The organism is Streptomyces sp. P9-2B-2 (assembly GCF_030406865.1).
GTDB classification, from domain to species: domain Bacteria; phylum Actinomycetota; class Actinomycetes; order Streptomycetales; family Streptomycetaceae; genus Streptomyces; species Streptomyces platensis.
In genome coordinates, this window is record NZ_CP129126.1 from 6,537,040 (window position 1) to 6,560,585 (window position 23,546).

The following is a 23,546-nucleotide window of genomic DNA, read 5'->3' on the forward strand; positions in this document are numbered from 1 at the left end:
CGGGACGACCGACATGACCCACTCCGCGACCCCCCAGAGCAGCGGCGGCGACGTCCGCCTCCAAGGGATCAGCAAGACCTACGGCTCCTTCACCGCCGTCCATCCGCTCGACCTGACCGTCCCCGCGGGCTCCTTCTTCGCGCTCCTGGGCGCCTCGGGCTGCGGCAAGACGACCACTCTGCGCATGATCGCCGGGCTGGAGGAGCCCACCACCGGCACCGTCGAGCTGTCCGGCCGGGACGTCACGGTCCTGCCGCCGTACAAGCGCCAGGTCAACACCGTCTTCCAGAACTACGCGCTCTTCCCGCACCTGGACATCTACGAGAACGTCGCCTTCGGTCTGCGCCGCCGCCGCATCAAGTCCGTCAAGAAGCAGGTCGAGGAGATGCTCGACCTCGTCCAGCTCGGCCCGATGGCACGCCGCAAGCCGCAGCAGCTCTCCGGCGGCCAGCAGCAGCGCGTCGCGGTCGCCCGCGCGCTGATCAACCACCCCCAGGTGCTGCTGCTCGACGAGCCGCTCGGCGCCCTCGACCTCAAGCTGCGCCGCCAGATGCAGCTGGAGCTCAAGCGCATCCAGACCGAGGTCGGCATCACCTTCGTGCATGTCACCCACGACCAGGAGGAGGCCATGACGATGGCCGACACCGTGGCCGTGATGAACGGCGGCCGGGTCGAACAGCTCGGCGCCCCCGCCGACCTCTACGAGAACCCCGCCACCACCTTCGTCGCCAACTTCCTGGGCACCTCCAACCTCATCGAGGCCGAGGTCGTCGAGGCCGGCGGGGACGAGCTGCTGCTCACGGCGGCCGACGCCAAGCTGCGGCTGCCCGCCGCCCGGTGCAGCACCCCGGCCCGTACCGGCGGGAAGGTGCTGGCCGGTATACGGCCCGAGAAGGTCGCCCTCATACACACCGATGACGCCGGCACCATCGCCGAAGGCCGCAACCGGCTGCCCGGCCGCATCAAGGACGCCAGCTTCATCGGCGTCTCCACCCAGTACGTCGTCGAGGTACCCGGCCTGGGCCGGCTCGCCGTCTACGAGCAGAACGTCGAGCGCGACGAGCGCCTCGTCCCCGGCGCCGAGATCGTCCTGCACTGGAACCCGGCGCACACCTTCGGTCTGGACGCCGCACAGGACATCCAGGCCGGCGCGGACCTCGACGAGGAGGCCGCGTGACCACCACCGAGACGCCCGCACCACCGGACGGCCAGGCCGGGACGGCACCCCTGGAGGTGCGCAAGACCCCCGTCCGCAAGCGGCTCGTCCCCTACTGGCTGCTGCTGCCCGGCATCCTGTGGCTGATCATCTTCTTCGCCGCCCCGCTCGTCTACCAGGCGTCGACCTCGGTCCAGACCGGCTCCCTCGAAGAGGGCTTCAAGGTCACCTGGCACTTCGCGACGTACTGGGACGCGCTCGGCGAATACTGGCCGCAGTTCGTCCGCTCCGTGGGCTACGCCGCCACCGCCACCGCGCTCTGTCTGCTCCTGGGCTACCCGCTGGCCTACCTCATCGCCTTCAAGGCCGGCCGCTGGCGCAATATCGTGATGATCCTGGTCATCGCGCCGTTCTTCACCAGCTTCCTGATCCGTACGCTCGCCTGGAAGACGATCCTGGCCGACGGCGGACCGGTCGTCGGGCTGCTGAACTCGCTGCACGTCCTGGACGTCACCAGCTGGCTGGGCCTCACCGAAGGACAGCGGGTGCTCGCCACCCCGCTCGCCGTGGTCTGCGGACTGACCTACAACTTCCTGCCGTTCATGGTGCTGCCGCTCTACACCTCGCTGGAGCGCATCGACCCGCGGCTGCACGAGGCCGCCGGGGACCTCTACGCCCGGCCGTCCACCACCTTCCGCCGGGTGACCTTCCCGCTGTCGATGCCCGGTGTCGTCGCCGGCACCCTGCTCACCTTCATCCCCGCCGCCGGTGACTACATCAACGCCGAACTGCTGGGCTCCACCGACCAGAAGATGATCGGCAACGTCATCCAGTCGCAGTTCCTGCGGGTGCTGGACTACCCGACCGCCGCCGCCCTCTCCTTCATCCTCATGGCGGCCATCCTCGCCATGGTCACGATCTACATCCGCAAGTCGGGGACGGAGGATCTGGTCTGATGGCCGTCCACGGGACCACCGAAGCCACCGCGGTCCGCACCCCGAACCGGGGCCTGCGCTGGCTGCGCCGCAACATCGTCGCGATAGCGGGCCTGGGCACGCTGGGCTACCTGATCCTGCCCAACATCGTGGTGATGGTCTTCTCCTTCAACAAGCCCAACGGCCGCTTCAACTACCAGTGGCAGCGCTTCTCCACGGACGCCTGGCGCGATCCGTGCGGCGTCGCCGACCTGTGCGGCTCGCTGGGCCTGAGCCTTCAGCTCGCGCTGTGGGCCACCGTCGGCGCGACCGTCCTCGGCACCATGATCGCGTTCGCGCTGGCCCGCTACCGCTTCCGGGCCCGCTCCGGCGTCAACACCCTGATCTTCCTGCCGATGGCGATGCCCGAGGTCGTCATGGCCGCCTCGCTGGCGACCCTCTTCCTCAACATGGGCATCCAGTTCGGCTTCTGGACGATCCTCATCGCGCACATCATGTTCTGTCTGAGTTTCGTCGTCACCGCCGTCAAGGCCCGGGTGATGAGCATGGACCCGCGCCTGGAACAGGCCGCCCAGGACCTCTACGCGTCCCCCGTCCAGACCTTCCTGCGGGTGACGCTGCCGATCGCCGCCCCCGGTATCGCCTCCGGCGCGCTGCTGTCCTTCGCCCTGTCCTTCGACGACTTCATCATCACCAACTTCAACGCCGGCTCCACCGTCACCTTCCCCATGTTCGTCTGGGGATCGGCGCAGCGGGGCACGCCGGTGCAGATCAACGTCATCGGCACGGCGATGTTCCTGGTCGCCGTGGTGTGTGTAGTCGTCGGCCAGCTGGCCGGGGCCCGCAAAAGGAGCAAGAGGAGCTGAGAACCATGGCACGAGCTGCCATGACCCCGTCCGCCGCGCATGCGCTCGCGGACGCCGAACCCACCCCCTTCTGGCTGGCCGATCCGGACCGGCCGGCCGCCCGACCCGCCCTCGTCGGCGACGAGACCTGCGATCTGCTGGTCGTCGGCGGCGGCTATTCCGGCCTGTGGACCGCGCTGATCGCCAAGGAGCGCGACCCCCAGCGCGATGTCGTCCTCGTCGAGGGCGCCGAGATCGGCTGGGCCGCCTCCGGACGCAACGGCGGTTTCTGCGCCGCCTCCCTCACCCATGGCCTCGGCAACGGCCTGGCCCGCTGGCCCGGTGAACTCGCCACCCTCGAACAGCTCGGCATCCGCAACCTCGACGCCATCGGGGAGGCCGTCGAGCGCTACGGCATCGACTGCGCCTTCGAGCGCACCGGCGAGATCGACATCGCCACCGAGCCCCACCAGATCGCCGAACTCAAGGAGTTCGCCGAGGACGCCGCCGGACTCGGCCTGGACCGGCACACCTTCCTCGACGAGGACGAGCTGCGCGCCCAGGTCGACTCGCCGACCTTCCGCGCCGGACTGTGGGACCGCGACGGCGTCGCCATGCTCAACCCGGCCCGGCTCGCCTGGGGCCTGAAGCAGGCCTGCCTCGGCCTCGGCGTCCGCATCTACGAGCGCACCCCCGCCACCGACCTGGCCTCCGACGGCATCGGCATGGCCGTCCGCACGCCCTACGGCCGGGTCTTCGCCCGCCATGTCGCGCTCGGCACCAACGCCTTCCCGTCACTGGTCAAGCGGGTCCGCCCGTACATCGTCCCGGTCTACGACCACGCCCTGATGACCGAGCCGCTCTCCGAGGAACAGCTCGCCGCCATCGGCTGGAAGAACCGCCAGGGCCTCTCGGACTCCAACAACCACTTCCACTACTTCCGCATCACCGCCGACAACCGCATCCTGTGGGGCGGCTACGACATCGTCTACCGCTACGGCGGCGGCATCCGGGCCGAGTACGACCACCACCCCGCCACCTACGAGAAGCTCGCCCGGCACTTCTTCCGCTGCTTCCCGCAGTTGGAGGGGCTCCGCTTCACCCACACCTGGGGTGGCGCCATCGACACCTGCTCCCGCTTCTCCGCGTTCTTCGGCACCGCACACGCCGGCCGGGTCGCCTACGCCACCGGCTACACCGGCCTCGGCGTGGGAGCCACCCGCTTCGGCGCCGATGTGATGCTCGACCTGCTGTCCGGCGAGCGCACCGAGCGTACGGAGCTGGAGATGGTCCGCAGCAAGCCGCTGCCCTTCCCGCCCGAGCCGCTGCGCTGGGCCGGTATCGGGATCACCCAGTGGTCGATGACCCAGGCCGACACCCGTGGCGGCCGCCGCAATCTGTGGCTGAAGGCCATGGACAAGGTGGGGCTGGGCTTCGACAGCTGACGCGCGGCGCAGGGGGCGGGCGGCCGACAGCCGTCCGCCCCCTGCGTATTCCTCAGCGCTTCGACGCCCGCCCGGCGCCCGCCCCCGACCACCGGTCACACACCGCGCACCACACCGCCAGCAGCACCGCGGCCAGACACCAGCTGCCGAGCACGTCCAGCGGCCAGTGGTAGCCGCGACGCACCAGACCGAGTCCGACGGCCACATTCAGCAGCGCCACCACGGCCACGACCGACGGCGCGACCAGCCGACGGGCCGGGCGGCCCGCCCGCTTCCCCCGTACCCCGCGGAGCACCAACAGCGCGGCCACCCCGTACGCCACCGCCGCCGTGGCGCCATGACCCGACGGATAGAAGCCGTCGTGCGCCCCGCCCGCCATCTCCGGCGGACCCGGCCGCGCGAGCCACAGTTTGAGCGGGACGACCAGCGCGGGCACGACGGCCAGGGTGAGGCCGGCGGCGAGCGGCGGCAGCCACCACCGCACCGGGGCACCTTCGTTGGGCGCCTCCTCGCTTCCGCCGCGCCACCCCTGCCACCCCGCCCACACCATGACCAGACACAACACCGGTAGCGCCACGGCCGTGTTGCCGAGATCGGCGCAGAACTCGGCGGGCCCGGCGGGGAGATGACTGGTGGCCAGCGCGCGGCCGAGCCGTTCGTCGAGGGCGCGCAGCGGGCCGTGCCCGGCCACCTGCCAGGTGAGCGCCGCGAAGAGCAGTGCACCGAAGGCACCGACCCACCACGGGGAGAGGCGCCGGGAGCCGCCACCGGACGGGCCAGGGGAACACGGTGCGTCAGAAGAGCCCGGAAAAGGGGGCGGCCGCCTCGGAACAGGGGGGGTAGTTCCGAGGCGGCCGGGTGGACCGGTGTCCCGCGCGCCCCGGGGGGTATGGGGCGGGCGGACATCCGATCGGTGAGGATTCCCGGAACCGGGGGTTCCGGTGGTGTGCGCGAGGGCACGGCCTGGTCGAAGCCGGGGAAGCGCCGACCGGGCGTCGCCCGCAGTCCCCTGCGAGCGGGGTGTTTCTCTCATCTGCAGAAACCGTACGGCACGGCGAGCGCGCCCGACAGGCGCATCACCCTGCCGCCATCGGCCCCGCACATCTTCTTCACGCCATGTCTCCAGCTACGCGCGTCCATACGGAAATGAGCCCAGAAAGGGGGACAGAAGGGGAGCAGGAGGGGGTGGAGGGGAAGGCGGACAGAGGCGTGCACCGGCCCGCACCGGCCCGCACCGGCCCGTCCACCGGCTCGCGCACCGGCCCGTCCCCCTGCGCCCCGCCCGCCCGTCCCCAGACCCGGAACGGGGCGCGGCCCGGGGCACGACATGAGTCGTGCCCCGGGCCGCGCCGGGGTTCCTCCCGCGGGGTGCGCGCCGTCGGCCGCTCAGAGCGCGGCGAAGGCGCCCTCAAGGATGTCCAGACCCTCGTTGAGCAGGTCCTCACCGATGACCAGCGGCGGCAGGAAGCGCAGCACATTGCCGTACGTGCCGGTCGTCAGCACCAGCAGGCCCTCCTGGTGGCAGGCCTTGGCGAGGGCGCCGGTGACCTCCGGGTTCGGCTCCTTGGAACCGGACTTGACCAGCTCGATCGCGATCATCGCGCCGCGGCCGCGGACCTCGCCGATGATGTCGTACTTCTCCGCGATCGCGTGCAGACGGGCCGTCATGACCTCGCCGATCCGGCGGGCCTTGGCGTTCAGGTCCTGCTCGCGCATGGTCTCGATGGAGCCGAGCGCCGCGGCGCAGGCGACCGGGTTACCGCCGTAGGTGCCGCCCAGGCCGCCCGCGTGCGCCGCGTCCATGATCTCCGCGCGCCCGGTGACGGCCGCCAGCGGCAGACCGCCCGCGATGCCCTTGGCCGTCGTGATCAGGTCCGGGACGATGCCCTCGTCCTCGCACGCGAACCACTGGCCGGTGCGGCAGAAGCCGGACTGGATCTCGTCCGCGACGAAGACGATCCCGTTCTCCTTCGCGAAGTTCGCGATCGCCGGGAGGAAGCCCTTGGCCGGCTCGATGAACCCGCCCTCACCGAGCACCGGCTCGATGATGATCGCCGCGACGTTCTCCGCGCCGATCTGCTTGGTGATCTGCGAGATGGCCTGGTCGGCGGCCTCCTGCGCGCAGTTCTCCGGGCCGGTCAGCCAGCGGTAGGGGTAGGCCACCGGGACGCGGTAGACCTCGGGCGCGAACGGGCCGAAGCCCTGCTTGTACGGCATGTTCTTGGACGTGAGCGCCATCGTCAGGTTCGTCCGGCCGTGGTAGCCGTGGTCGAAGACGACGACCGCCTGGCGCTTGGTGTGCACCCGGGCGATCTTGACGGCGTTCTCGACCGCCTCCGCACCGGAGTTGAACAGCGCCGACTTCTTCGCGTGGTCGCCCGGCGTCAGCTCCGCCAGCTGCTCACAGACCTCGATGTACGGCTCGTACGGCGCGACCATGGCGCAGGTGTGGGTGAAGGCCTGGAGCTGCGCGGTGGCCCGGCGGACGACCGCCTCCGCGCTGTTGCCCACGGAGGTCACCGCGATGCCGGAGCCGAAGTCGATCAGGGAGTTGCCGTCCACGTCCTCCAGGACGCCACCGCCCGCGCGCTTGACGAAGACGGGCAGCACGGCGCCGACACCACCGGCGACCGTGGCCTGCTTACGGGCCCACAGCTCCTGCGACTTCGGGCCGGGGATCGCGGTGACGACGCGACGCTCCTGGGCGAGGGCGGGGCCTCCGGACAGTTCGGTCATGGCAGTCTCCTGGGGGTGGAACGGGACGTACACAGGTGTTGTTCTCGCAGGCTAGGGGCGGCCGGGCGGGTCTGGCATGTTCCGTTCGGGAGAAGTGCGCGTGTTGCGTTGTCCGCACCGGACATAGCGACGCCCCACGGCCAGTAGATTGAACGCCGGCCCACCCGGCAACGGCGGCCACCAGCACGGGCATGACAATGACAACGCGGCCGGCCGCCCCGGCCGCGGCAGGCCACGGCTCAAGGGGGACAAGGGGCACCGGATGGACACCGAGGGCACGCACGACGCACAGCACACCGCTCCCCAGCCGTCCGGCGGAGCGCACCGACCCGAACCCACGGTGCCGCACCCCGCGGCACCCCCCGCCCCACCGGCCGCGGCGCCGCACACCCCGCCACCCCCCGCTGTCACGCCCGCCCTGCCGGCCGTGCCCACCACCCCACCGGGCCCCGCGTCCGCCGGCACCGCAGCCGAACCGCCGCTGCTGGGCTGGCTGCGTACCCCGCGCCCCTCCGCCGCACCCGGGATCTGGACGTACGGCCACCGGCCCCGGCCGGCGGAGGAACCCGACCGGGTCCCCGGCCGACAGCTGATCAGCGGGGCGGTGATCTCGTTCCTGTGCGGGTGGCTGTTGTGGTCGTTGTTGTGGAACGGCTACCTCGGGCCGTACTGGGCCTGGCCCATGGCCGTCCTGTTCCCCGACTCCTGGGTGCTCGGCGCGACATCCGGCGACAGGGTCGCCTATGCCATTGCCTCCCGCGTCTACTACGGCCTGTGGATCGTCGGCCTGGTGATCGTCTTCGGGCGCCTCGGCCGGTGGGCGGAGCTGGCCCGCCGGTACGCGCTCCCCGCTCTCCGCCGCAAGCGCGCCCCCGTCTCCAAGCCCGAGCCCGGCGCCGACCGGGCGCTGTGGCCCGAGCTGCGGGCCCATGGCGCCGCCGATGCCGCCGACAAGCTCGCCGCCGAGGCGCGGACCGGGCGGATGAACGATGTGGACGTGGCCAGGATCGAGCGTGCCTGGCAGTCGGTGCGGTCCGGCAAGAACTCCGCCGCCTCCTTCACCGACACCGTGCTCCGGCACGGCGCGGCGGCCTGCGCGCACCCTTCGGGGCGGCGCGATCTGTCCCGCAGGGCCGCCCACCACGACCTGCTCGCCCACCAGGTCCGGATCGGCACCGCCGCCGAACACACGCGGAACCCGTATCAGCACCGTGGCGCGGGCAGCGCGCTGTCGCCCGCCGTGCTGGGCACCTCGCTGCTGGCCGTGGGCCCCGCCGGAAGCGGCAAGACCACCCGGGTCGTCAAGCCGGTCGTCGAGTCGATGTGCCTCCAGGCGCTGGCCGGGCAGAGCGCGCTGATCGCCGTCGGCCCGGCGGGATCGGACCTCGGGCCGGATGACGCGTTCGATGTGGTGGTCCGGGTCGGCCGTCCGGACCCGGAGTGCGATCTCGACCTCTACGGCGGCACCACCGACCCTGACGAGGCGTCCGGAATCCTTGCCGAGGCGCTGGTCGGCGACCTTGCCGAGCAGCTGCCCGGCGGTGACAGCCGGCGCGCCGCGACAGCGCTGTCCCAGCTGCTCGGCCCCTTCCGGGCCGCGCACGACCGCTTCCCCACGGTGCCCGAACTACGGGAACTGCTGGACGGCGCACCCCAGGCGATCGCCGCACTGCGCACCGCGCTGGAGGCCGCCGACGCCCCCACTCTGCTGCGCGAACTGGACGCCCGCGTACGGCAGTCGGACCGCCCCGGTGATGTCGCCGTCCTGCTCGCCGACCGCATCGCGCTGCTCGACCGGCCGGCCTTCGCCGCCTTCTTCGACCCCACGGGCCGCACCCGCCAGGTCTCCCTGCGTGCCCTGGACCACCCCCTGCGGGTCCGCATCGAACTGCCGGAGCGCGGGCACGCGGAGGCCTCGCGGATTCTCGCCCGGCTGGTCCTCGCACAGTTCATCGAGTGCGCGGTGGCCCGCGGTGACCGCTCGCTGTTCGCGTGTCTGGTCGTCGACGAGGCCGCGCACACGATTACCGCCGAGGCCCTGCGTGGGCTGCAACGGCTGCGTTCGGCCAATGCCGGCGCGGTGCTGACGCTGCGTTCCCTGGACGATGTGCCCGACGCGCTGCGCGGCACCCTGCTCGGCGCGGTCGGCTGCCGGATGGCGTTCTCGGGCGTCACGACCTGGGACGGTGCGCGGTTCGCCGAGGTGTGGGGCAAGGAGTGGGTGGAGACCCGCGATGTGACCGACCGCCAGATCATTGCGGAGAGTGCCGCGGGGAAGGCGTTCCATATGGTGCGCCAGCTGGTCACCGGCAAGGCGGCCACCGCCAAAGCCGTCACCGTCCGCACCGTCGAGCGGGAGCGCTGGTCCGCGTCGGATCTGGCGAATTCGGTGCCGCCCGGGCATGCGGTGCTGTCCGTGACGTCGGTGGCCGGGGAGCACGCTCCGCCGGTGCTGGTGGATCTGCGGTCCTGAGGGGGCCCGGAGGGACCGCCTTGCCATGCCTGTCCGGGCCGGAGGCGGGGGGCTGGAATGGTGGGTCCCCCCGATTCCTCCGTTGAGGCAGAATCGGCAGTGGCCGTTCATACGAGGCGGCGTAATCAATCGGGTGTCGGGCGGGCATCGGCCGGTTCGTGGCCGGTTGCCGGTCGGTCCCTCGTAGTCGTCGATGTCATGAAGGTTCCATGCCGCACACCCTGGCTTCCCTGGTCAATCACACCGCGCTCAAGCTGACCGTGCTCGCGGGGGAGGAGAGGCTGGAGGCGCCGGTGCGCTGGGCGCACGCCAGCGAGCTGATCGATCCGGTGCCGTACATGGAGGGCGGCGAGCTGCTGCTGATCACCGCGCTCAAGCTGGACGCGGAGGACGCGGAGGCGACCCGGAGGTATGTGCGGCGGATCGCGGAGGCCGGGGTCGTCGGGCTGGGGTTCGCGGTCGGGGTGAATTACGAGGGGGTGCCGCAGGCGCTGGTCGACGCGGCGAGGGAGCAGGGGCTGCCGCTGCTCGGGGTGCCGCGCAGGACGCCGTTCATCGCGATCAGCAAGGCGGTGTCGGCCGCCGTGGCCGCGGACCAGTACCGCGCTGTGACCGCCGGATTCGAGGCGCAGCGGGAGCTGACCCGGGCGGCGCTCAGCGCGGAGGGACCGGCCGAGCTGCTGTCCCGGCTCGCGGCGCATCTGGACGGCTGGGCCGCGCTCTACGACGCGTCGGGCGCGGTGGTGGCCGCCGCCCCCGACTGGGCCGCCCGCCGCGCGGCCCGGCTGACCGACGACGTCGGGCGGCTGCGGGAGCGGCCCGCCCCCGCCAGCTCGGTCGTCAGCGACACCGACGGCGATGACCGGGTCGAGCTCCAGTCGCTGGGCACCGGGCGGCGGGCCCGCGGGGTGCTCGCGGTGGGGACCGCCGCGCCGCTCGGCACCGCCGAGCGTTATGCCGTGCACTCCGCGGTCGCGCTGCTCACCCTGACCACCGAGCGGTCCCGGGCGCTGCAGGACGCCGAGCAGCGGCTGGGTGACGCGGTGCTGAAGATGCTGCTCGCGGGGGAGCCGGACCATGCGCGGGCGGTGGCCGGGCGGCTCTACGGCGGGCTGCTGGACGCGCCGTTCCGGGTGGTGGTCGCCGAACCGGTGGCCGGTGAGGAGCCGTCGTCGGGCGGTGCCGCGGGCGCCGGGGTGCTCGATGCGCTGGCCGACGCGATGGACTCCGCGGCCGCGCGTACCGGTGAGGCGGTGCTCGCCGTCCCGGACGGCGGCCGGCTGATCGTGCTGGTCACGGACGGCGGGGCGGCCGCGGACGCCTGTGCCGCGTACGCCGCCGAGGCCGAGGCCCGAGCCGGTGCGCAGCCGCGGGCGCGCGGCCGGGCGGCGCGGGCGGAGGCGGGCAACGGCGCGTGGGTGGCCGTCGGGCTGTCGGCGCCGACCGGGCCGATAGCCGCCGCGAACGCCTACCGCCAGGCCGAACAGGCGCTCTCGGTGGCGCGGCGGCGGGGCCGTGCGCTGGTCGAGCACGAGGATGTGGCGGCGGGTTCCGTGCTGCCGCTGCTCGCCGACGACGCGGTCCGCGCCTTCGCCGACGGGCTGCTGCGGGCGCTGCGCGAGCACGACGCGACCGGCCGCGGCGATCTGGTGGCCTCGCTGCGCGCCTGGCTCGCCCGGCACGGCCAGTGGGACGCGGCCGCCGCCGACCTGGGGGTGCACCGTCACACGCTGCGCTACCGGATGCGGCGGGTGGAGGAGATCCTGGGGCGCTCGCTGGACGACGCGGATGTGCGGATGGAGCTGTGGCTGGCGCTCAAGGCGACGTCGGCGCCGCAGGGGGAGCAGTGAGGGCGGGGCCGCCCCGGGGAGGGCAGTCCGAGCGAGCTCGCTGCTTCCGCGCGGTGGCCGTCTTTGGAAGGCGCGGGGAGGCAGCGTCCCCGTAGGCCGGTGGGTCGTGTCCCCGTCGGCCGGCGGGCCGGAGACAAGCGCGTCCCAGGCGTCGAGCCGCTCCCCCGGGAGGACCTGCCGCGGAGGCCTCCGGGAGCTCGCGCCGCCCCGCGCCCCGGCTCGGCCCCGTACGCCCCCTCCACCGCGGAGAGACGGGCGCCGTGATTACGCCGCTTCGGACAAACGTCACGACGGCGCCGCACCCCTACCGTGGGTCCAGAGTCAACACCGCAGAGACGCTCCCTGAGCCATGCGCACCACCCACCACTTCTGAAGGGCCGGGTTCCACTGTGCCGATCCCCACTGATGCAGCCCCCACCGCCTTTTGGCTCGCCGGCCGCGAGGCCACCGGCGAGGCCACCTTCGATGTCACCTCCCCCTGGGACGGACGTCTCGTCGGCACGGTGAGCGTCCCCACCGAGGCCCAGGTCGAGGAGGCGATCGCCGCCTCCGTCGCCGTCCAGGAGGAGCTCGCCGCGACCCCCGCGCATGTACGGGCCGCCGCGCTGGACCATGTGCACCGCCGGCTGGTGGAGCGCACGGAGGAGATCGCCCGGCTGATCTCCGCGGAGAACGGCAAGCCCATGAAGTGGGCGCGTGGCGAGGTCGGCCGCGCCGTCTCCGTGTTCCGTTTCGCCGCCGAGGAGGCCCGCCGCTTCAACGGTGGCGAGGCGCAGCGCCTGGACACCGACGCCGGCGGCGCCGGCCGGCTGGCGCTGACCCGCCGCTTCCCGCGCGGCACGGTCCTGGGCATCGCCCCGTTCAACTTCCCGCTGAACCTCTGCGCCCACAAGATCGCCCCGGCCATCGCGGCCGGCGCCCCGATCATCCTCAAGCCGGCCCCGGCCACCCCGCTCTCCGGCCTGATCCTCGGCGAGCTGCTGGCCGAGACCGACCTGCCGGCCGGTTCCTGGTCGATCCTCCCGGTGCCCAACGACAGGATGCCGGCGCTGGTCCAGGACGAGCGGCTGCCGGTCGTCTCCTTCACCGGTTCCGAGAAGGTCGGCTACGCGATCCTCGACTCGGTGCCGCGCAAGCACTGCACCCTGGAGCTCGGCGGCAACGGCGCGGCCGTCGTCCTGCCGGACTTCTCCTCCGAGGCGGACCTGGACTGGGCGGCGCAGCGCATCGCCACCTTCTCCAACTACCAGGGCGGCCAGTCCTGCATCTCGGTACAGCGGGTCATCGCGGACGCGTCCGTGTACGACCGGCTGGTGCCGAAGATCGTGGCGGCCGTCGAGGCGCAGGTCACCGGCGACCCGTCGGACGATGCGACCGAGGTCGGCCCGCTGGTCAGCGAGGACGCCGCCCGGCGCGTCGAGTCCTGGGTGGACGAGGCCGTGGAGCGCGGGGCGAAGCTGCTCGCGGGCGGCAAGCGCGACGGCGCCTCCTACGCGCCGACCGTCCTGGAGGACGTGCCCGCCGACGCCACCCTCGCCTGCGAGGAGGTCTTCGGCCCGGTCCTCACGCTCAAGAAGGTCGACGGGGAGGCCGCGGCCTTCGCGGCCGTCAACGACTCCAAGTTCGGCCTCCAGGCGGGTGTGTTCACCCATGACGTGCAGACCGCCTTCCGCGCCCACCGGGCGCTGGAGGTCGGCGGCGTGATCATCGGCGATGTGCCGTCCTACCGCGCCGACCAGATGCCGTACGGCGGCGTCAAGCAGTCCGGTGTGGGCCGCGAGGGCGTGCGCTTCGCGATGGACGACTACACCTACGAGCGGGTGCTGGTCCTGACCGGGCTCGCCCTGTAACACCCGGCCCGGCCCGGACCGGTGGACAGCGACGGCCCTCCCTCGGGCCGTATCGCCGTCCGGGCCCCGGCCGGCGCGCCCCCCGGCGCCGGCCTCTCGACGCGGCGCGCTCCGGCACCCTGTTTCCGGAGCGCGCCGCGTCCCCCGTTTCCGGCATCGTCTCCCGCCATGCCGGATCTTGACCGTACGGGACGGGCCCCCGCTGCTTCCTCCTGTCTGAGGGGGAGCCGCGCCGGTACCCCAGGGGGGAGACCGCGCCGCGCGTACAACCCTCGCGGTATGCCGCACCCCCCGAAGGGCGGAGGGCGGCCGGCCGGCCCGGTCCGGGGCCGGGGCACAGGTCCCGCTTGGCGTGCGGTGGCCCGAACACCCACCCGCGTCCGGTAGCTCCAGTGGTGCAACCCGTGCGGATCGGGTAACTCTCACAAGTAGCGCTGTCCAGCGGCCGACCGGCCCGCCGGCGCTGAACTCCCGATCCCGCGGCGAGGTGAGCTCCTGATGACTGCTCCATCCATCCGCAACGTTTCCGAGCGCGAAGCACGCCAGGTCGCCGAGGCGGCCCGTGAGCAGGACTGGCGCAAGCCCAGTTTCGCCAAGGAACTGTTCCTGGGGCGCTTCCGGCTCGACCTCATCCATCCGCACCCCACCCCCGCGGTCGACGACGTCCGCCGCGGTGAGAAGTTCCTGGCCACGCTGCGCGAATTCTGCGAGACGGAGGTCGACGGGGCGCGGATCGAGCGCGAGGGGCAGATTCCGGACGAGACCGTGGACGGCCTCAAGGCGCTCGGCGCGCTCGGGATGAAGATCGACCCCAAGTACGGCGGCCTCGGTCTCACCCAGGTCTACTACAACCGCGCGCTGTCCTTGGTCGGCACCGCCAGCCCCGCCATCGGCGCCCTGCTGTCGGCCCACCAGTCGATCGGCGTCCCCCAGCCGCTGAAGCTGTTCGGCACCAAGGAGCAGAAGGAGACCTTCCTGCCCCGCTGCGCCCGCACGGACATCTCGGCCTTCCTGCTGACCGAGCCCGATGTCGGCTCGGACCCGGCCCGGCTGGCGACCATGGCCGTGCCGGACGGTACGGACTACGTGCTCGACGGCGTGAAACTGTGGACCACCAACGGCGTGGTCGCCGATCTGCTGGTGGTGATGGCGCGGGTGCCCGCGTCCGAGGGCCACAAGGGCGGCATCACGGCCTTCGTCGTCGAGGCGGACTCGCCCGGCATCACCGTCGAGAACCGCAACGCGTTCATGGGCCTGCGCGGCCTGGAGAACGGCGTCACCCGCTTCCACCAGGTACGGGTCCCGGCCGCGAACCGCATCGGCCCCGAGGGCGCCGGTCTGAAGATCGCCCTGACCACCCTCAACACGGGCCGGCTGTCGCTGCCCGCGATGTGCGTCGGCTCCGGCAAGTGGTGCCTGAAGATCGCCCGCGAGTGGTCCGGGGCCCGTGAGCAGTGGGGCCGGCCGGTCGCCAAGCACGAGGCCGTCGGCGCCAAGATCTCCTTCATCGCCGCCACCACCTTCGCCCTCGAAGCGGTCGTCGACCTGTCCTCCCAGATGGCCGACGAGAACCGCAACGACATCCGCATCGAGGCCGCCCTCGCCAAGCTCTACGGCTCCGAGATGGGCTGGCTGATGGCCGACGAACTGGTCCAGATCCGCGGCGGCCGCGGCTTCGAGACCGCCGACTCGCTCGCCGCCCGCGGCGAACGCGGGGTCCCCGCCGAGCAGATGCTGCGCGATATGCGCATCAACCGGATCTTCGAGGGCTCCACGGAGATCATGCATCTGCTGATCGCCCGCGAGGCGGTGGACGCCCATCTGTCGGTCGCCGGTGACCTCATCGACCCGGACAAGACCCTCGCCGACAAGGGCCGGGCGGCGGCCAAGGCCGGCGGGTTCTACGCCCGCTGGCTGCCCAAGCTCGTCGCCGGACCGGGCCAACTCCCGCGTACGTACCAGGAGTTCGGCACGCTGGCGGGCCATCTGCGGTATGTCGAGCGGACCTCCCGCAAGCTCGCCCGCTCCACCTTCTACGCGATGTCCCGCTGGCAGGGCCGGATGGAGACCAAGCAGGGCTTCCTCGGCCGGATCGTCGACATCGGCGCCGAACTCTTCGCGATGAGCGCCGCCTGCGTACGGGCCGAGTATCTGCGGGAGACCGGGGACCACGGCCGGGAGGCACAGCAGCTGGCCGATGTGTTCTGCCGGCAGGCGCGGATCCGCGTCGAGGAGCTGTTCGGCCGGCTGTGGACCAACACCGACGCACTCGACCGCAAGGTCGTCTCCGGAGTCCTCGACGGCAGCTACGCCTGGCTGGAGGAGGGCATCATCGACCCCAGCAGCGACGGCCCCTGGATCGCCGACGCCACTCCGGGACCGAGCATGACCGACAACGTCCGGCGGCCCATCCGCTGAACGTCCCTCGGCCGCACGCCCGGGGCCGGTCCGGCAGCGATCCACCGGACCGGCCCCGGGGCATGTCCCGCGCCGCGGGCGAGCCACATGATCCATCCGACCGGGCCTGGGTGTCCGGGCCCCCTCGGCGACCGGCCACAATGGACCACATGACGGACTCCCTCGCCCACCCGCATCTGCGTTTCGAGCCGGCCGCCCCGCACCCCGGCGGCCCGCGCGACATCGTGATCCTCGGCTCGACCGGGTCGATCGGCACCCAGGCGATCGACATCGTGCTGCGCAACCCCGACCGCTTCCGGGTGACCGCGCTCTCCGCGGCCGGCGGCCGGGTCGAGCTGCTCGCCGATCAGGCGCACCAACTGCGGGTGACCGCCGTCGCCGTGGCGCGCGAGGACGCGGTGCCCGCACTGCGTACGGCGCTGGCGGACCGCTACGGCGCGGGCGAGCCGCTGCCCGAGATCCTGGCCGGCCCCGACGCGGCCACCGACCTGGCCGCCTCCCCCTGCCACACCGTCCTCAACGGCATCACCGGCTCCATCGGGCTCGCGCCCACGCTGGCCGCCCTCAAGGCGGGCCGGGTGCTCGCGCTGGCCAACAAGGAGTCGCTGATCGTCGGCGGCCCCCTGGTCAAGGCGCTCGCCGCGCCCGGCCAGATCATCCCCGTCGACTCCGAGCATTCCGCGCTCTTCCAGGCGCTCGCCGGCGGCGAACGGGCCGAGGTCCGCAAGCTGGTGGTCACCGCCTCCGGCGGCCCGTTCCGCGGCCGCACCAAGCACGACCTGGCCGGGGTCACACCCGAGCAGGCGCTGGCCCACCCCACCTGGGCGATGGGACCGGTCGTCACCATCAACTCCGCGACCCTCGTCAACAAGGGCCTGGAGGTCATCGAGGCGCATCTGCTGTTCGACGTCCCCTTCGACCGCATCGAGGTCGTCGTCCATCCGCAGTCCTACATCCACTCGATGGTGGAGTTCACCGACGGCTCCACGCTCGCCCAGGCCAGCCCGCCCGACATGCGGATGCCGATCGCGCTGGGCATCGGCTGGCCCGAGCGGGTCCCGGACGCGGCCCCGGGCGTGGACTGGACGAAGGCGCAGACCTGGGAGTTCTTCCCGCTGGACGAGGAGGCCTTCCCGGCCGTTTCGCTGGCCTGCCGGGTCGGTGATCTGGGCGGCACCGCCCCCGCCGTCTTCAACGCGGCGAACGAGGAATGTGTGGATGCCTTCCTCCAGGGCGGGCTGCCATTCACAGGGATTGTGGATACGGTCGCCGCAGTGGTCGCCGAGCACGGCACGCCCGCACGGGGAACCTCCCTGACGGTCGCGGACGTCCTGGAGGCGGAAACCTGGGCGCGCGCCCGCGCCCGCGAACTGGCCGCCCGTGCGGCACGGACACCTTCGGAGGCTCGCGCATGACGACCTGGATGACCATCCTCGGCATAGTCGTCTTCGTCGTCGGCCTGCTGTTCTCCATTGCCTGGCACGAGCTCGGCCATCTCTCCACGGCCAAGATGTTCGGTATCCGCGTGCCGCAGTACATGGTGGGCTTCGGGCCGACGCTCTTCTCCCGTAAGAAGGGCGATACCGAGTACGGCATCAAGGCCGTCCCGCTCGGCGGCTATATCCGCATGATCGGGATGTTCCCGCCCGGCGACGACGGAAAGCTCCAGGCCCGCTCCACCTCGCCGTTCCGCGGCATGATCGAGGACGCCCGCTCGGCCGCCTACGAGGAGCTCCAGCCCGGCGACGAGAAGCGGCTCTTCTACACCCGTAAGCCCTGGAAGCGCGTCATCGTGATGTTCGCCGGGCCGTTCATGAATCTGATCCTGGCGGTCGTGATCTTCATGAGCGTGCTGATGGGCTTCGGGATCAACACCCAGACCACCCAGGTCGGCTCGGTCTCGGAGTGCGTCATCTCGGCCGCGGCCAAGACGGACAAGTGCCCGGCCGGCGCCAAGGACTCCCCGGCCGAGGCCGCGGGCCTGCGGGCCGGCGACAAGATCGTCTCGTTCAACGGCCACCCCGTGCCGGACTGGGGCGCACTCCAGCAGCAGATCCGCGACACCACCGGACCCGCGACCCTCGTCGTCGAACGGCACGGCGCGCGCAAGACGCTGCACGCCGACCTGATCGAGAACAAGGTCGCCAAGACCGACGGCCGCGGAGGCTACGTCCCCGGCGAATTCGTCACCGCCGGATTCCTCGGCTTCACCCCGGCCAGCGGCGTCGTCCAGCAGTCCTTCGGCCAGTCCGTCGACCGCATGGGCAGCATGGTCGAGCAGGGCGTCTCCTCGCTGATAAACCTGCCCGCCAAGGTCCCGGACCTGTGGGACGCGGCCTTCAACGGCGGCGAGCGCAAGCAGGACTCCCCGATGGGCGTGGTCGGTGCGGCCCGGGTCGGCGGCGAGGTCTTCTCCCTGGACATTCCGCCGGAGCAGCGGGTGGCGACCATGCTCTTCCTGGTCGCGGGCTTCAACCTCTCGCTGTTCCTGTTCAACATGCTGCCGCTGCTGCCCCTGGACGGCGGGCACATCGCCGGTGCCGTGTGGGAGTCGATCCGGCGGGCCTTCGCCAAGATCGTCCGGCGTCCCGACCCCGGCCCCTTCGACGTGGCCAAGCTGATGCCGGTCGCCTACGTCGTCGCCGGGATCTTCATCTGCTTCACGCTGCTGGTCCTGGTCGCCGACGTGGTGAATCCGGTGAAGCTGACCTGAAAACGGGTTTGGCGGCGGCCGGACACCTCCCTGGCGTGTGCCGGGCGCCTCTGTGGCGTTTGGAGGTGTCCGGCCGTCTCCATTCGTGGCGCGACACGGGCGCGATGTGCTTGCCGCGACTCCTGTGCCGTAATCTCGAAGACCGGAGCCCGCCGCTGCGGGGCCTTGATCCACACCTTGGGGTTGCTCGCCAGATGACTGCCATTTCACTGGGAATGCCGGACGTACCGACGAAACTTGCCGACCGACGGGTCAGCCGCAAGATCCAGGTCGGTCCGGTCGCCGTGGGCGGAGACGCACCGGTCTCGGTGCAGTCGATGACGACCACGCGGACGTCCGACATCGGCGCGACATTGCAGCAGATCGCCGAGCTGACGGCCTCCGGCTGCCAGATCGTCCGGGTCGCCTGCCCGACGCAGGACGACGCCGATGCGCTGCCCGTGATCGCCCGGAAGTCGCAGATTCCGGTCATCGCGGACATCCATTTCCAGCCGAAGTATGTTTTCGCCGCGATCGACGCCGGCTGCGCCGCGGTCCGGGTCAACCCCGGCAACATCAAGCAGTTCGACGACCAGGTCAAGGAGATCGCGAAGGCGGCCGGTGACGCCGGCACCCCGATCCGGATCGGCGTCAACGCCGGTTCCCTCGACCGCCGCCTGCTCCAGAAGTACGGCAAGGCCACCCCCGAGGCGCTGGTCGAGTCCGCGCTGTGGGAGGCCTCCCTCTTCGAGGAGCACGGCTTCCGCGACATCAAGATCTCGGTCAAGCACAACGACCCGGTCGTGATGGTCAACGCCTACCGGCAGCTCGCCGCCCAGTGCGACTACCCGCTCCACCTCGGCGTCACCGAGGCCGGCCCCGCCTTCCAGGGCACCATCAAGTCCGCCGTCGCCTTCGGCGCACTGCTCAGCGAGGGCATCGGCGACACCATCCGGGTCTCCCTCTCGGCGCCGCCCGCCGAGGAGGTCAAGGTCGGCATCTCCATCCTGGAGTCGCTCAACCTCCGCCAGCGCCGGCTGGAGATCGTCTCCTGCCCGTCCTGCGGCCGCGCCCAGGTCGACGTCTACAAGCTCGCCGACGAGGTCACCGCGGGCCTGGACGGCCTGGAGGTGCCGCTGCGCGTCGCCGTCATGGGCTGCGTCGTCAACGGCCCCGGCGAGGCCCGCGAGGCCGACCTCGGTGTCGCCTCCGGCAACGGCAAGGGCCAGATCTTCGTCAAGGGCGAGGTCATCAAGACCGTCCCCGAGTCGAAGATCGTCGAGACCCTCATCGAAGAGGCCATGAAGATCGCCGAGCAGATGGAGAAGGACGGCATCGCCTCCGGCGAGCCGACCGTCGCCGTCGCCGGCTGATCCACGGCCACCACGGCCCCGCAGTACCGCCGCCGAGCCCCGCGCCCGCCCCGGGCCGCGGGGCTCCGCGCTGCCCGGCACCATCCGCCCCCGCAGCGGCCGGGTGCTCCCGCGCGGGGGGAGGTAAAGTGCCAAGACCTGCTCCCGCCTGGCCTCCCAGGCCCGTAACGGTGAGGCTTTCCGACACGTGCTGACGACCACCGCCATCAAGGTCCTCGAGCCCGGGGAGCTCGACGACGCCCTCGCGGTCCTCGACCGCGATCCGGTCGCCAATGCCTTCGTCGCCGCCCGCGTACAGATCGCCGGCCTCGACCCCTGGCGGCTGGGCGGCGAGATGTGGGGCTGGTACGTGGACGGCCGCCTGGAGTCGCTCTGCTACGCCGGAGCCAACCTCGTCCCGGTCTGCGCCACCTCCGAAGCCATCCGCGGCTTCGCCGAGCGCGCCCGCCGCCAGGGCCGTCGCTGCTCCTCCATCGTCGGCCCCGCTGAAGTCACCGCCGAACTGTGGTCGCTCCTGGAGCCCCACTGGGGGCCGGCCCGCGACATCCGCGCCCACCAGCCCCTGATGGTCACCACCGCACCGTCCGCCGAGATCGCCCCCGACCCGTACGTCCGGCGGATCCGCAAGAACGAGATGGACCTGATCATGCCCGCGTGCGTGGCCATGTTCACCGAAGAGGTCGGCATCTCCCCGATGGCCGGCGACGGCGGACTGCTCTACCAGGCCAGAGTCGCCGAACTCGTCGGCGCCGGCCGCTCCTTCGCCCGTATGGAGAACGGCAAGGTCATCTTCAAGGCCGAGATCGGCGCCGCCACCCCGCGGGCCTGCCAGATCCAGGGCGTCTGGGTCGACCCCGCCTACCGCGGCAAGGGCCTCTCCGAGACCGGGATGGCCGCCGTGCTGCGCTACGCCCTCAGCGACGTCGCCCCCGTCGTCAGCCTCTACGTCAACGACTTCAACACCGCGGCCCGCGCCTCCTATCGCCGGGTGGGCTTCGAGGAAGTCGGAGCGTTCATGAGCGTACTGTTCTGACCCACCGCCTTGTACGCTCCGGGCATGGATGACGTCGCGGTCGGCCCCCTTGATCTCGCTGCCCGCGTGGATGACGCGCTGGCCGTCCAGGCGCTCGCCTTCGGCCTTAGCGACGAGGAGATCGCCGTCCGCCGGCACATCGTGCTGCGCCACCTCGGCTGCCCCGGCGCCCGTGCGCTCGGCGCCACCACCCCCGAGGGCCGGCTGGTCGGCTTCGTCTACGGCATGCCCAACGACCGCGCCCACTGGTGGTCCACCGTCGTCGAGCCCTACCTCCGCAACGAGCACCTCGACCACTGGCTCGACGACTCCTTCACCATCACCGAGCTGCACGTCCACCCCGGCTACCAGCACCGCGGCCTCGGCCGCGCCCTGATCACCCGCATCACCGACGAGGCCGCCGAACCCCGCTCCATCCTCTCCGCCATCGACACCGAAAGCCCCGCCCGCCGCCTCTACCGCTCCCTCGGCTACCACGACCTGGCCCGCCGAGTCCTCTTCCCCAGCGCCCCCACCCCCTACGCGGTAATGGGCGCCCCCCTGCCCCTCAAGCGCCCCTGAACGAGCCATCAGGCCGCAGGCAACAACAAGGGCCCACCCCCACCGGCCTTCCCTTCCACCCACCACAACGGGAGGTGACGGGCCGGAGGGGCAGGGGTGTGGGACGTAAAGCGAAGCAGTCCCACACCCCTGCCCCGCAGGCCCGTCACCGCACCCCGACAGCCCCGCGCAGCGGACCGCCCGCCGCAGGCGCAACGGCGAGACAGCCGAAATCATCGACCGAGGCAAAGCGCAGCGAAACGCACCGCGAAGCGGGCCACAAACGGCGAGCGACCACCACGGCGGGAAAGCCGAAAACGCGGGAGACAGGCAAAGCGCAGCGCATCTCATTTCCTAGCGCCACACCCCTACGGCTAACCTCCAGGGAGTCACCTTTCTTACGCAGGAGAATCTCCCATGGCCCACGCCGCACAGGTCCAGCGCATGTCCCGCTTGATGATCAAGACACTGCGCGACGACCCGGCCGACGCCGAGACCGCCAGCCACAAGCTGCTCGTCCGCGCCGGTTACGTCCGCCGCTCCTCCGCCGGTATCTGGACGTGGCTGCCGCTGGGCAAGAAGGTCCTGGAGAACGTCTCCCGCGTGGTGCGCGAGGAGATGGACGCCATCGGCGGCCAGGAGGTCCTGCTGCCGGCCCTGCTGCCCAAGGAGCCCTACGAGACCAGCGGCCGCTGGGAGGAGTACGGCGACCTGCTCTTCCGCCTCAAGGACCGCAAGGGCGCCGACTACCTCCTCGGCCCCACCCACGAGGAGATCTTCACCCTCACGGTCAAGGACCAGTGCACGTCCTACAAGGACCTGCCGGTGATCCTCTACCAGATCCAGACCAAGTACCGCGACGAGGCCCGTCCCCGTTCCGGTGTGCTGCGCGGCCGTGAGTTCCAGATGAAGGACTCGTACAGCTTCGACACCACCGACGAGGGCCTGGAGCAGTCCTACGCCCAGCACCGCGAGGCCTACACCAAGATCTTCGAGCGGCTCGGCCTGGACTACCGCATCGTCTCCGCCGTCTCCGGCGCGATGGGCGGCTCCGCCTCCGAGGAGTTCCTGGCCCCCGCCGCGGCCGGTGAGGACACCTTCGTCGACTGCCCGGCCTGCGACTACGCCGCCAACACCGAGGCCGTCACGGTCAAGGTCGAGCCGGCCGACGGCTCCGCGCACGGCCCCGTCGAGGAGCTGGACACCCCCGACACCCCGACCATCGAGTCCCTCGCCGAGTACCTCGGTGTCCCGGCCGCCGCGACCCTCAAGAACCTCTTGATCAAGGTCGACGGCGAGATCGTCGCGGTCGGCGTCCCCGGCAACCGCGAGGTCGACCTCGGCAAGCTCGGTGAGCACCTGGCACCGGCCACCGTCGAGCTGGTCACCGCCGAGGACTTCACCGACCGCCCGGACCTGGTCCGCGGCTACGTCGGCCCGCAGGGCCTGGCCGGCAAGGCGTTCCGCTACCTCGCCGACCCCCGCATCGCCGCCGGCACCGCCTGGGTCACCGGCGCCAACAAGGAGGGCAAGCACGCCAGGAACGTCGTCGCCGGCCGGGACTTCGAGGTCGACGAGTACCTCGACATGGTCGTCGTCGAGCCCGGCGACCCCTGCCCGAAGTGCGGCACCGGCCTGAAGATCGACCGCGCCATCGAGATCGGCCACATCTTCCAGCTCGGCCGCAAGTACGCGGACGCCTTCGACCTCGATGTGCTCGGCCAGAACGGCAAGCCCGCCCGGGTCACCATGGGCTCCTACGGCATCGGCGTCTCCCGTGCGGTGGCCGCCCTCGCCGAGCAGACCCACGACGAGAAGGGCCTGTGCTGGCCCCGGGAGATCGCCCCGGCCGATGTGCACGTCGTGGCGGCCGGCAAGGCCAAGCAGACCGAACTCGCCCTGGAGGTCGGCGAGCAGCTCGGCGCCGCGGGCCTGCGGGTCCTCGTCGACGACCGGGCCGGTGTCTCGCCGGGTGTGAAGTTCACCGACGCCGAGCTGCTGGGCGTCCCGACGATCGTGGTCGCCGGCCGGCGCGCGGCCGAGGGCGTCGTCGAGGTCAAGGACCGCCGTACCGGCGAGCGCGAGGAGCTGACGGTCGAGGAGGCCGTCGCCCGCCTCAGCGCGTAACCGCCGTACGGCGAACGGGCCGGCCAGGGGTGCGCCCCGGCCGGCCCGTTCGCCTGTGCACCAGGGCCTGTCC

16 protein-coding genes are annotated in these 23,546 nt (G+C 71.8%); 14 read left to right on the forward strand and 2 right to left on the reverse strand.

Annotation, left to right across the window (positions count from 1 at the left end; translation table 11 throughout):
- The first annotated feature begins 13 nt into the window (after window positions 1–13).
- The 4 genes from QT196_RS28930 to QT196_RS28945 are packed head-to-tail and all read left to right on the forward strand — an operon-like array spanning window position 14 to window position 4,381.
- Window positions 14–1,177 carry an ABC transporter ATP-binding protein gene (locus QT196_RS28930; RefSeq protein WP_168481612.1) on the forward strand — a complete coding sequence of 388 codons (1,164 nt, stop codon included), beginning with the start codon at window positions 14–16 and terminating at the stop codon, window positions 1,175–1,177.
- Window positions 1,174–2,112 carry an ABC transporter permease gene (locus QT196_RS28935; protein WP_168481613.1) on the forward strand — a complete coding sequence of 313 codons (939 nt, stop codon included), beginning with the start codon at window positions 1,174–1,176 and terminating at the stop codon, window positions 2,110–2,112. The genes QT196_RS28930 and QT196_RS28935 overlap by 4 nt, the downstream gene beginning before the upstream one ends.
- Window positions 2,112–2,957 carry an ABC transporter permease gene (locus QT196_RS28940; protein ID WP_168481614.1) on the forward strand — a complete coding sequence of 282 codons (846 nt, stop codon included), beginning with the start codon at window positions 2,112–2,114 and terminating at the stop codon, window positions 2,955–2,957. Before QT196_RS28935 ends, QT196_RS28940 begins: the two co-directional genes overlap by 1 nt.
- Window positions 2,958–2,977: 20 nt before the next feature.
- Complete coding sequence (locus tag QT196_RS28945) at window positions 2,978–4,381, forward strand: FAD-dependent oxidoreductase (protein ID WP_168484053.1); 1,404 nt, start codon at window positions 2,978–2,980, stop codon at window positions 4,379–4,381.
- Between the two features lie 52 nt (window positions 4,382–4,433).
- Here QT196_RS28945 and QT196_RS28950 read toward each other — a convergent pair whose 3' ends face one another.
- Together QT196_RS28950 and gabT are read right to left on the reverse strand one after the other, a co-directional pair.
- Window positions 4,434–5,072 (reverse strand): phosphatase PAP2 family protein, encoded by a 639-nt coding sequence (locus tag QT196_RS28950; RefSeq protein WP_248001339.1) that lies wholly within the window; start codon window positions 5,070–5,072, stop codon window positions 4,434–4,436.
- Window positions 5,073–5,767: 695 nt separating this feature from the next.
- Window positions 5,768–7,117 carry a 4-aminobutyrate--2-oxoglutarate transaminase gene (gabT, locus tag QT196_RS28955; protein ID WP_168481615.1) on the reverse strand — a complete coding sequence of 450 codons (1,350 nt, stop codon included), beginning with the start codon at window positions 7,115–7,117 and terminating at the stop codon, window positions 5,768–5,770.
- Between the two features lie 262 nt (window positions 7,118–7,379).
- Between gabT and QT196_RS28960 the strand changes: the two genes are divergently transcribed.
- The 10 genes from QT196_RS28960 (at window position 7,380) to QT196_RS29005 (ending at window position 23,473) form a co-directional block, all read left to right on the forward strand.
- Window positions 7,380–9,590: an ATP-binding protein gene (locus QT196_RS28960; RefSeq protein ID WP_290355976.1), complete on the forward strand. Its 2,211-nt coding sequence runs from the start codon at window positions 7,380–7,382 to the stop codon at window positions 9,588–9,590.
- Window positions 9,591–9,799: 209 nt separating this feature from the next.
- Window positions 9,800–11,440 carry a PucR family transcriptional regulator gene (locus QT196_RS28965; protein ID WP_290355977.1) on the forward strand — a complete coding sequence of 547 codons (1,641 nt, stop codon included), beginning with the start codon at window positions 9,800–9,802 and terminating at the stop codon, window positions 11,438–11,440.
- Window positions 11,441–11,829: 389 nt separating this feature from the next.
- Complete coding sequence (locus QT196_RS28970) at window positions 11,830–13,290, forward strand: aldehyde dehydrogenase family protein (RefSeq protein WP_290355978.1); 1,461 nt, start codon at window positions 11,830–11,832, stop codon at window positions 13,288–13,290.
- A gap of 498 nt (window positions 13,291–13,788) precedes the next feature.
- Window positions 13,789–15,708 carry an acyl-CoA dehydrogenase family protein gene (locus tag QT196_RS28975; RefSeq protein WP_168481617.1) on the forward strand — a complete coding sequence of 640 codons (1,920 nt, stop codon included), beginning with the start codon at window positions 13,789–13,791 and terminating at the stop codon, window positions 15,706–15,708.
- A gap of 149 nt (window positions 15,709–15,857) precedes the next feature.
- Window positions 15,858–17,123, forward strand: a complete 1,266-nt coding sequence (gene dxr, locus QT196_RS28980) for a 1-deoxy-D-xylulose-5-phosphate reductoisomerase (protein WP_168481618.1) — start codon at window positions 15,858–15,860, stop codon at window positions 17,121–17,123.
- Window positions 17,120–18,421 carry a site-2 protease family protein gene (locus tag QT196_RS28985; RefSeq protein WP_168481619.1) on the forward strand — a complete coding sequence of 434 codons (1,302 nt, stop codon included), beginning with the start codon at window positions 17,120–17,122 and terminating at the stop codon, window positions 18,419–18,421. Before dxr ends, QT196_RS28985 begins: the two co-directional genes overlap by 4 nt.
- Before the next feature lie 194 nt (window positions 18,422–18,615).
- Entirely contained in the window at window positions 18,616–19,773 is a 1,158-nt protein-coding gene (gene ispG / locus QT196_RS28990; RefSeq protein WP_168481620.1) for a flavodoxin-dependent (E)-4-hydroxy-3-methylbut-2-enyl-diphosphate synthase, read from the forward strand.
- A gap of 187 nt (window positions 19,774–19,960) precedes the next feature.
- On the forward strand, window positions 19,961–20,806 hold the full coding sequence (locus QT196_RS28995; protein WP_168481621.1) for a GNAT family N-acetyltransferase: 846 nt from the start codon (window positions 19,961–19,963) through the stop codon (window positions 20,804–20,806).
- Window positions 20,807–20,830: 24 nt separating this feature from the next.
- Window positions 20,831–21,367, forward strand: coding sequence for a GNAT family N-acetyltransferase (locus tag QT196_RS29000; protein ID WP_168481622.1), 537 nt, complete (start codon window positions 20,831–20,833; stop codon window positions 21,365–21,367).
- Between the two features lie 396 nt (window positions 21,368–21,763).
- A complete protein-coding gene (locus QT196_RS29005) occupies window positions 21,764–23,473 on the forward strand; it encodes a proline--tRNA ligase (RefSeq protein WP_168481623.1) in 1,710 nt (569 codons plus the stop codon).
- Window positions 23,474–23,546 lie beyond the last annotated feature (73 nt).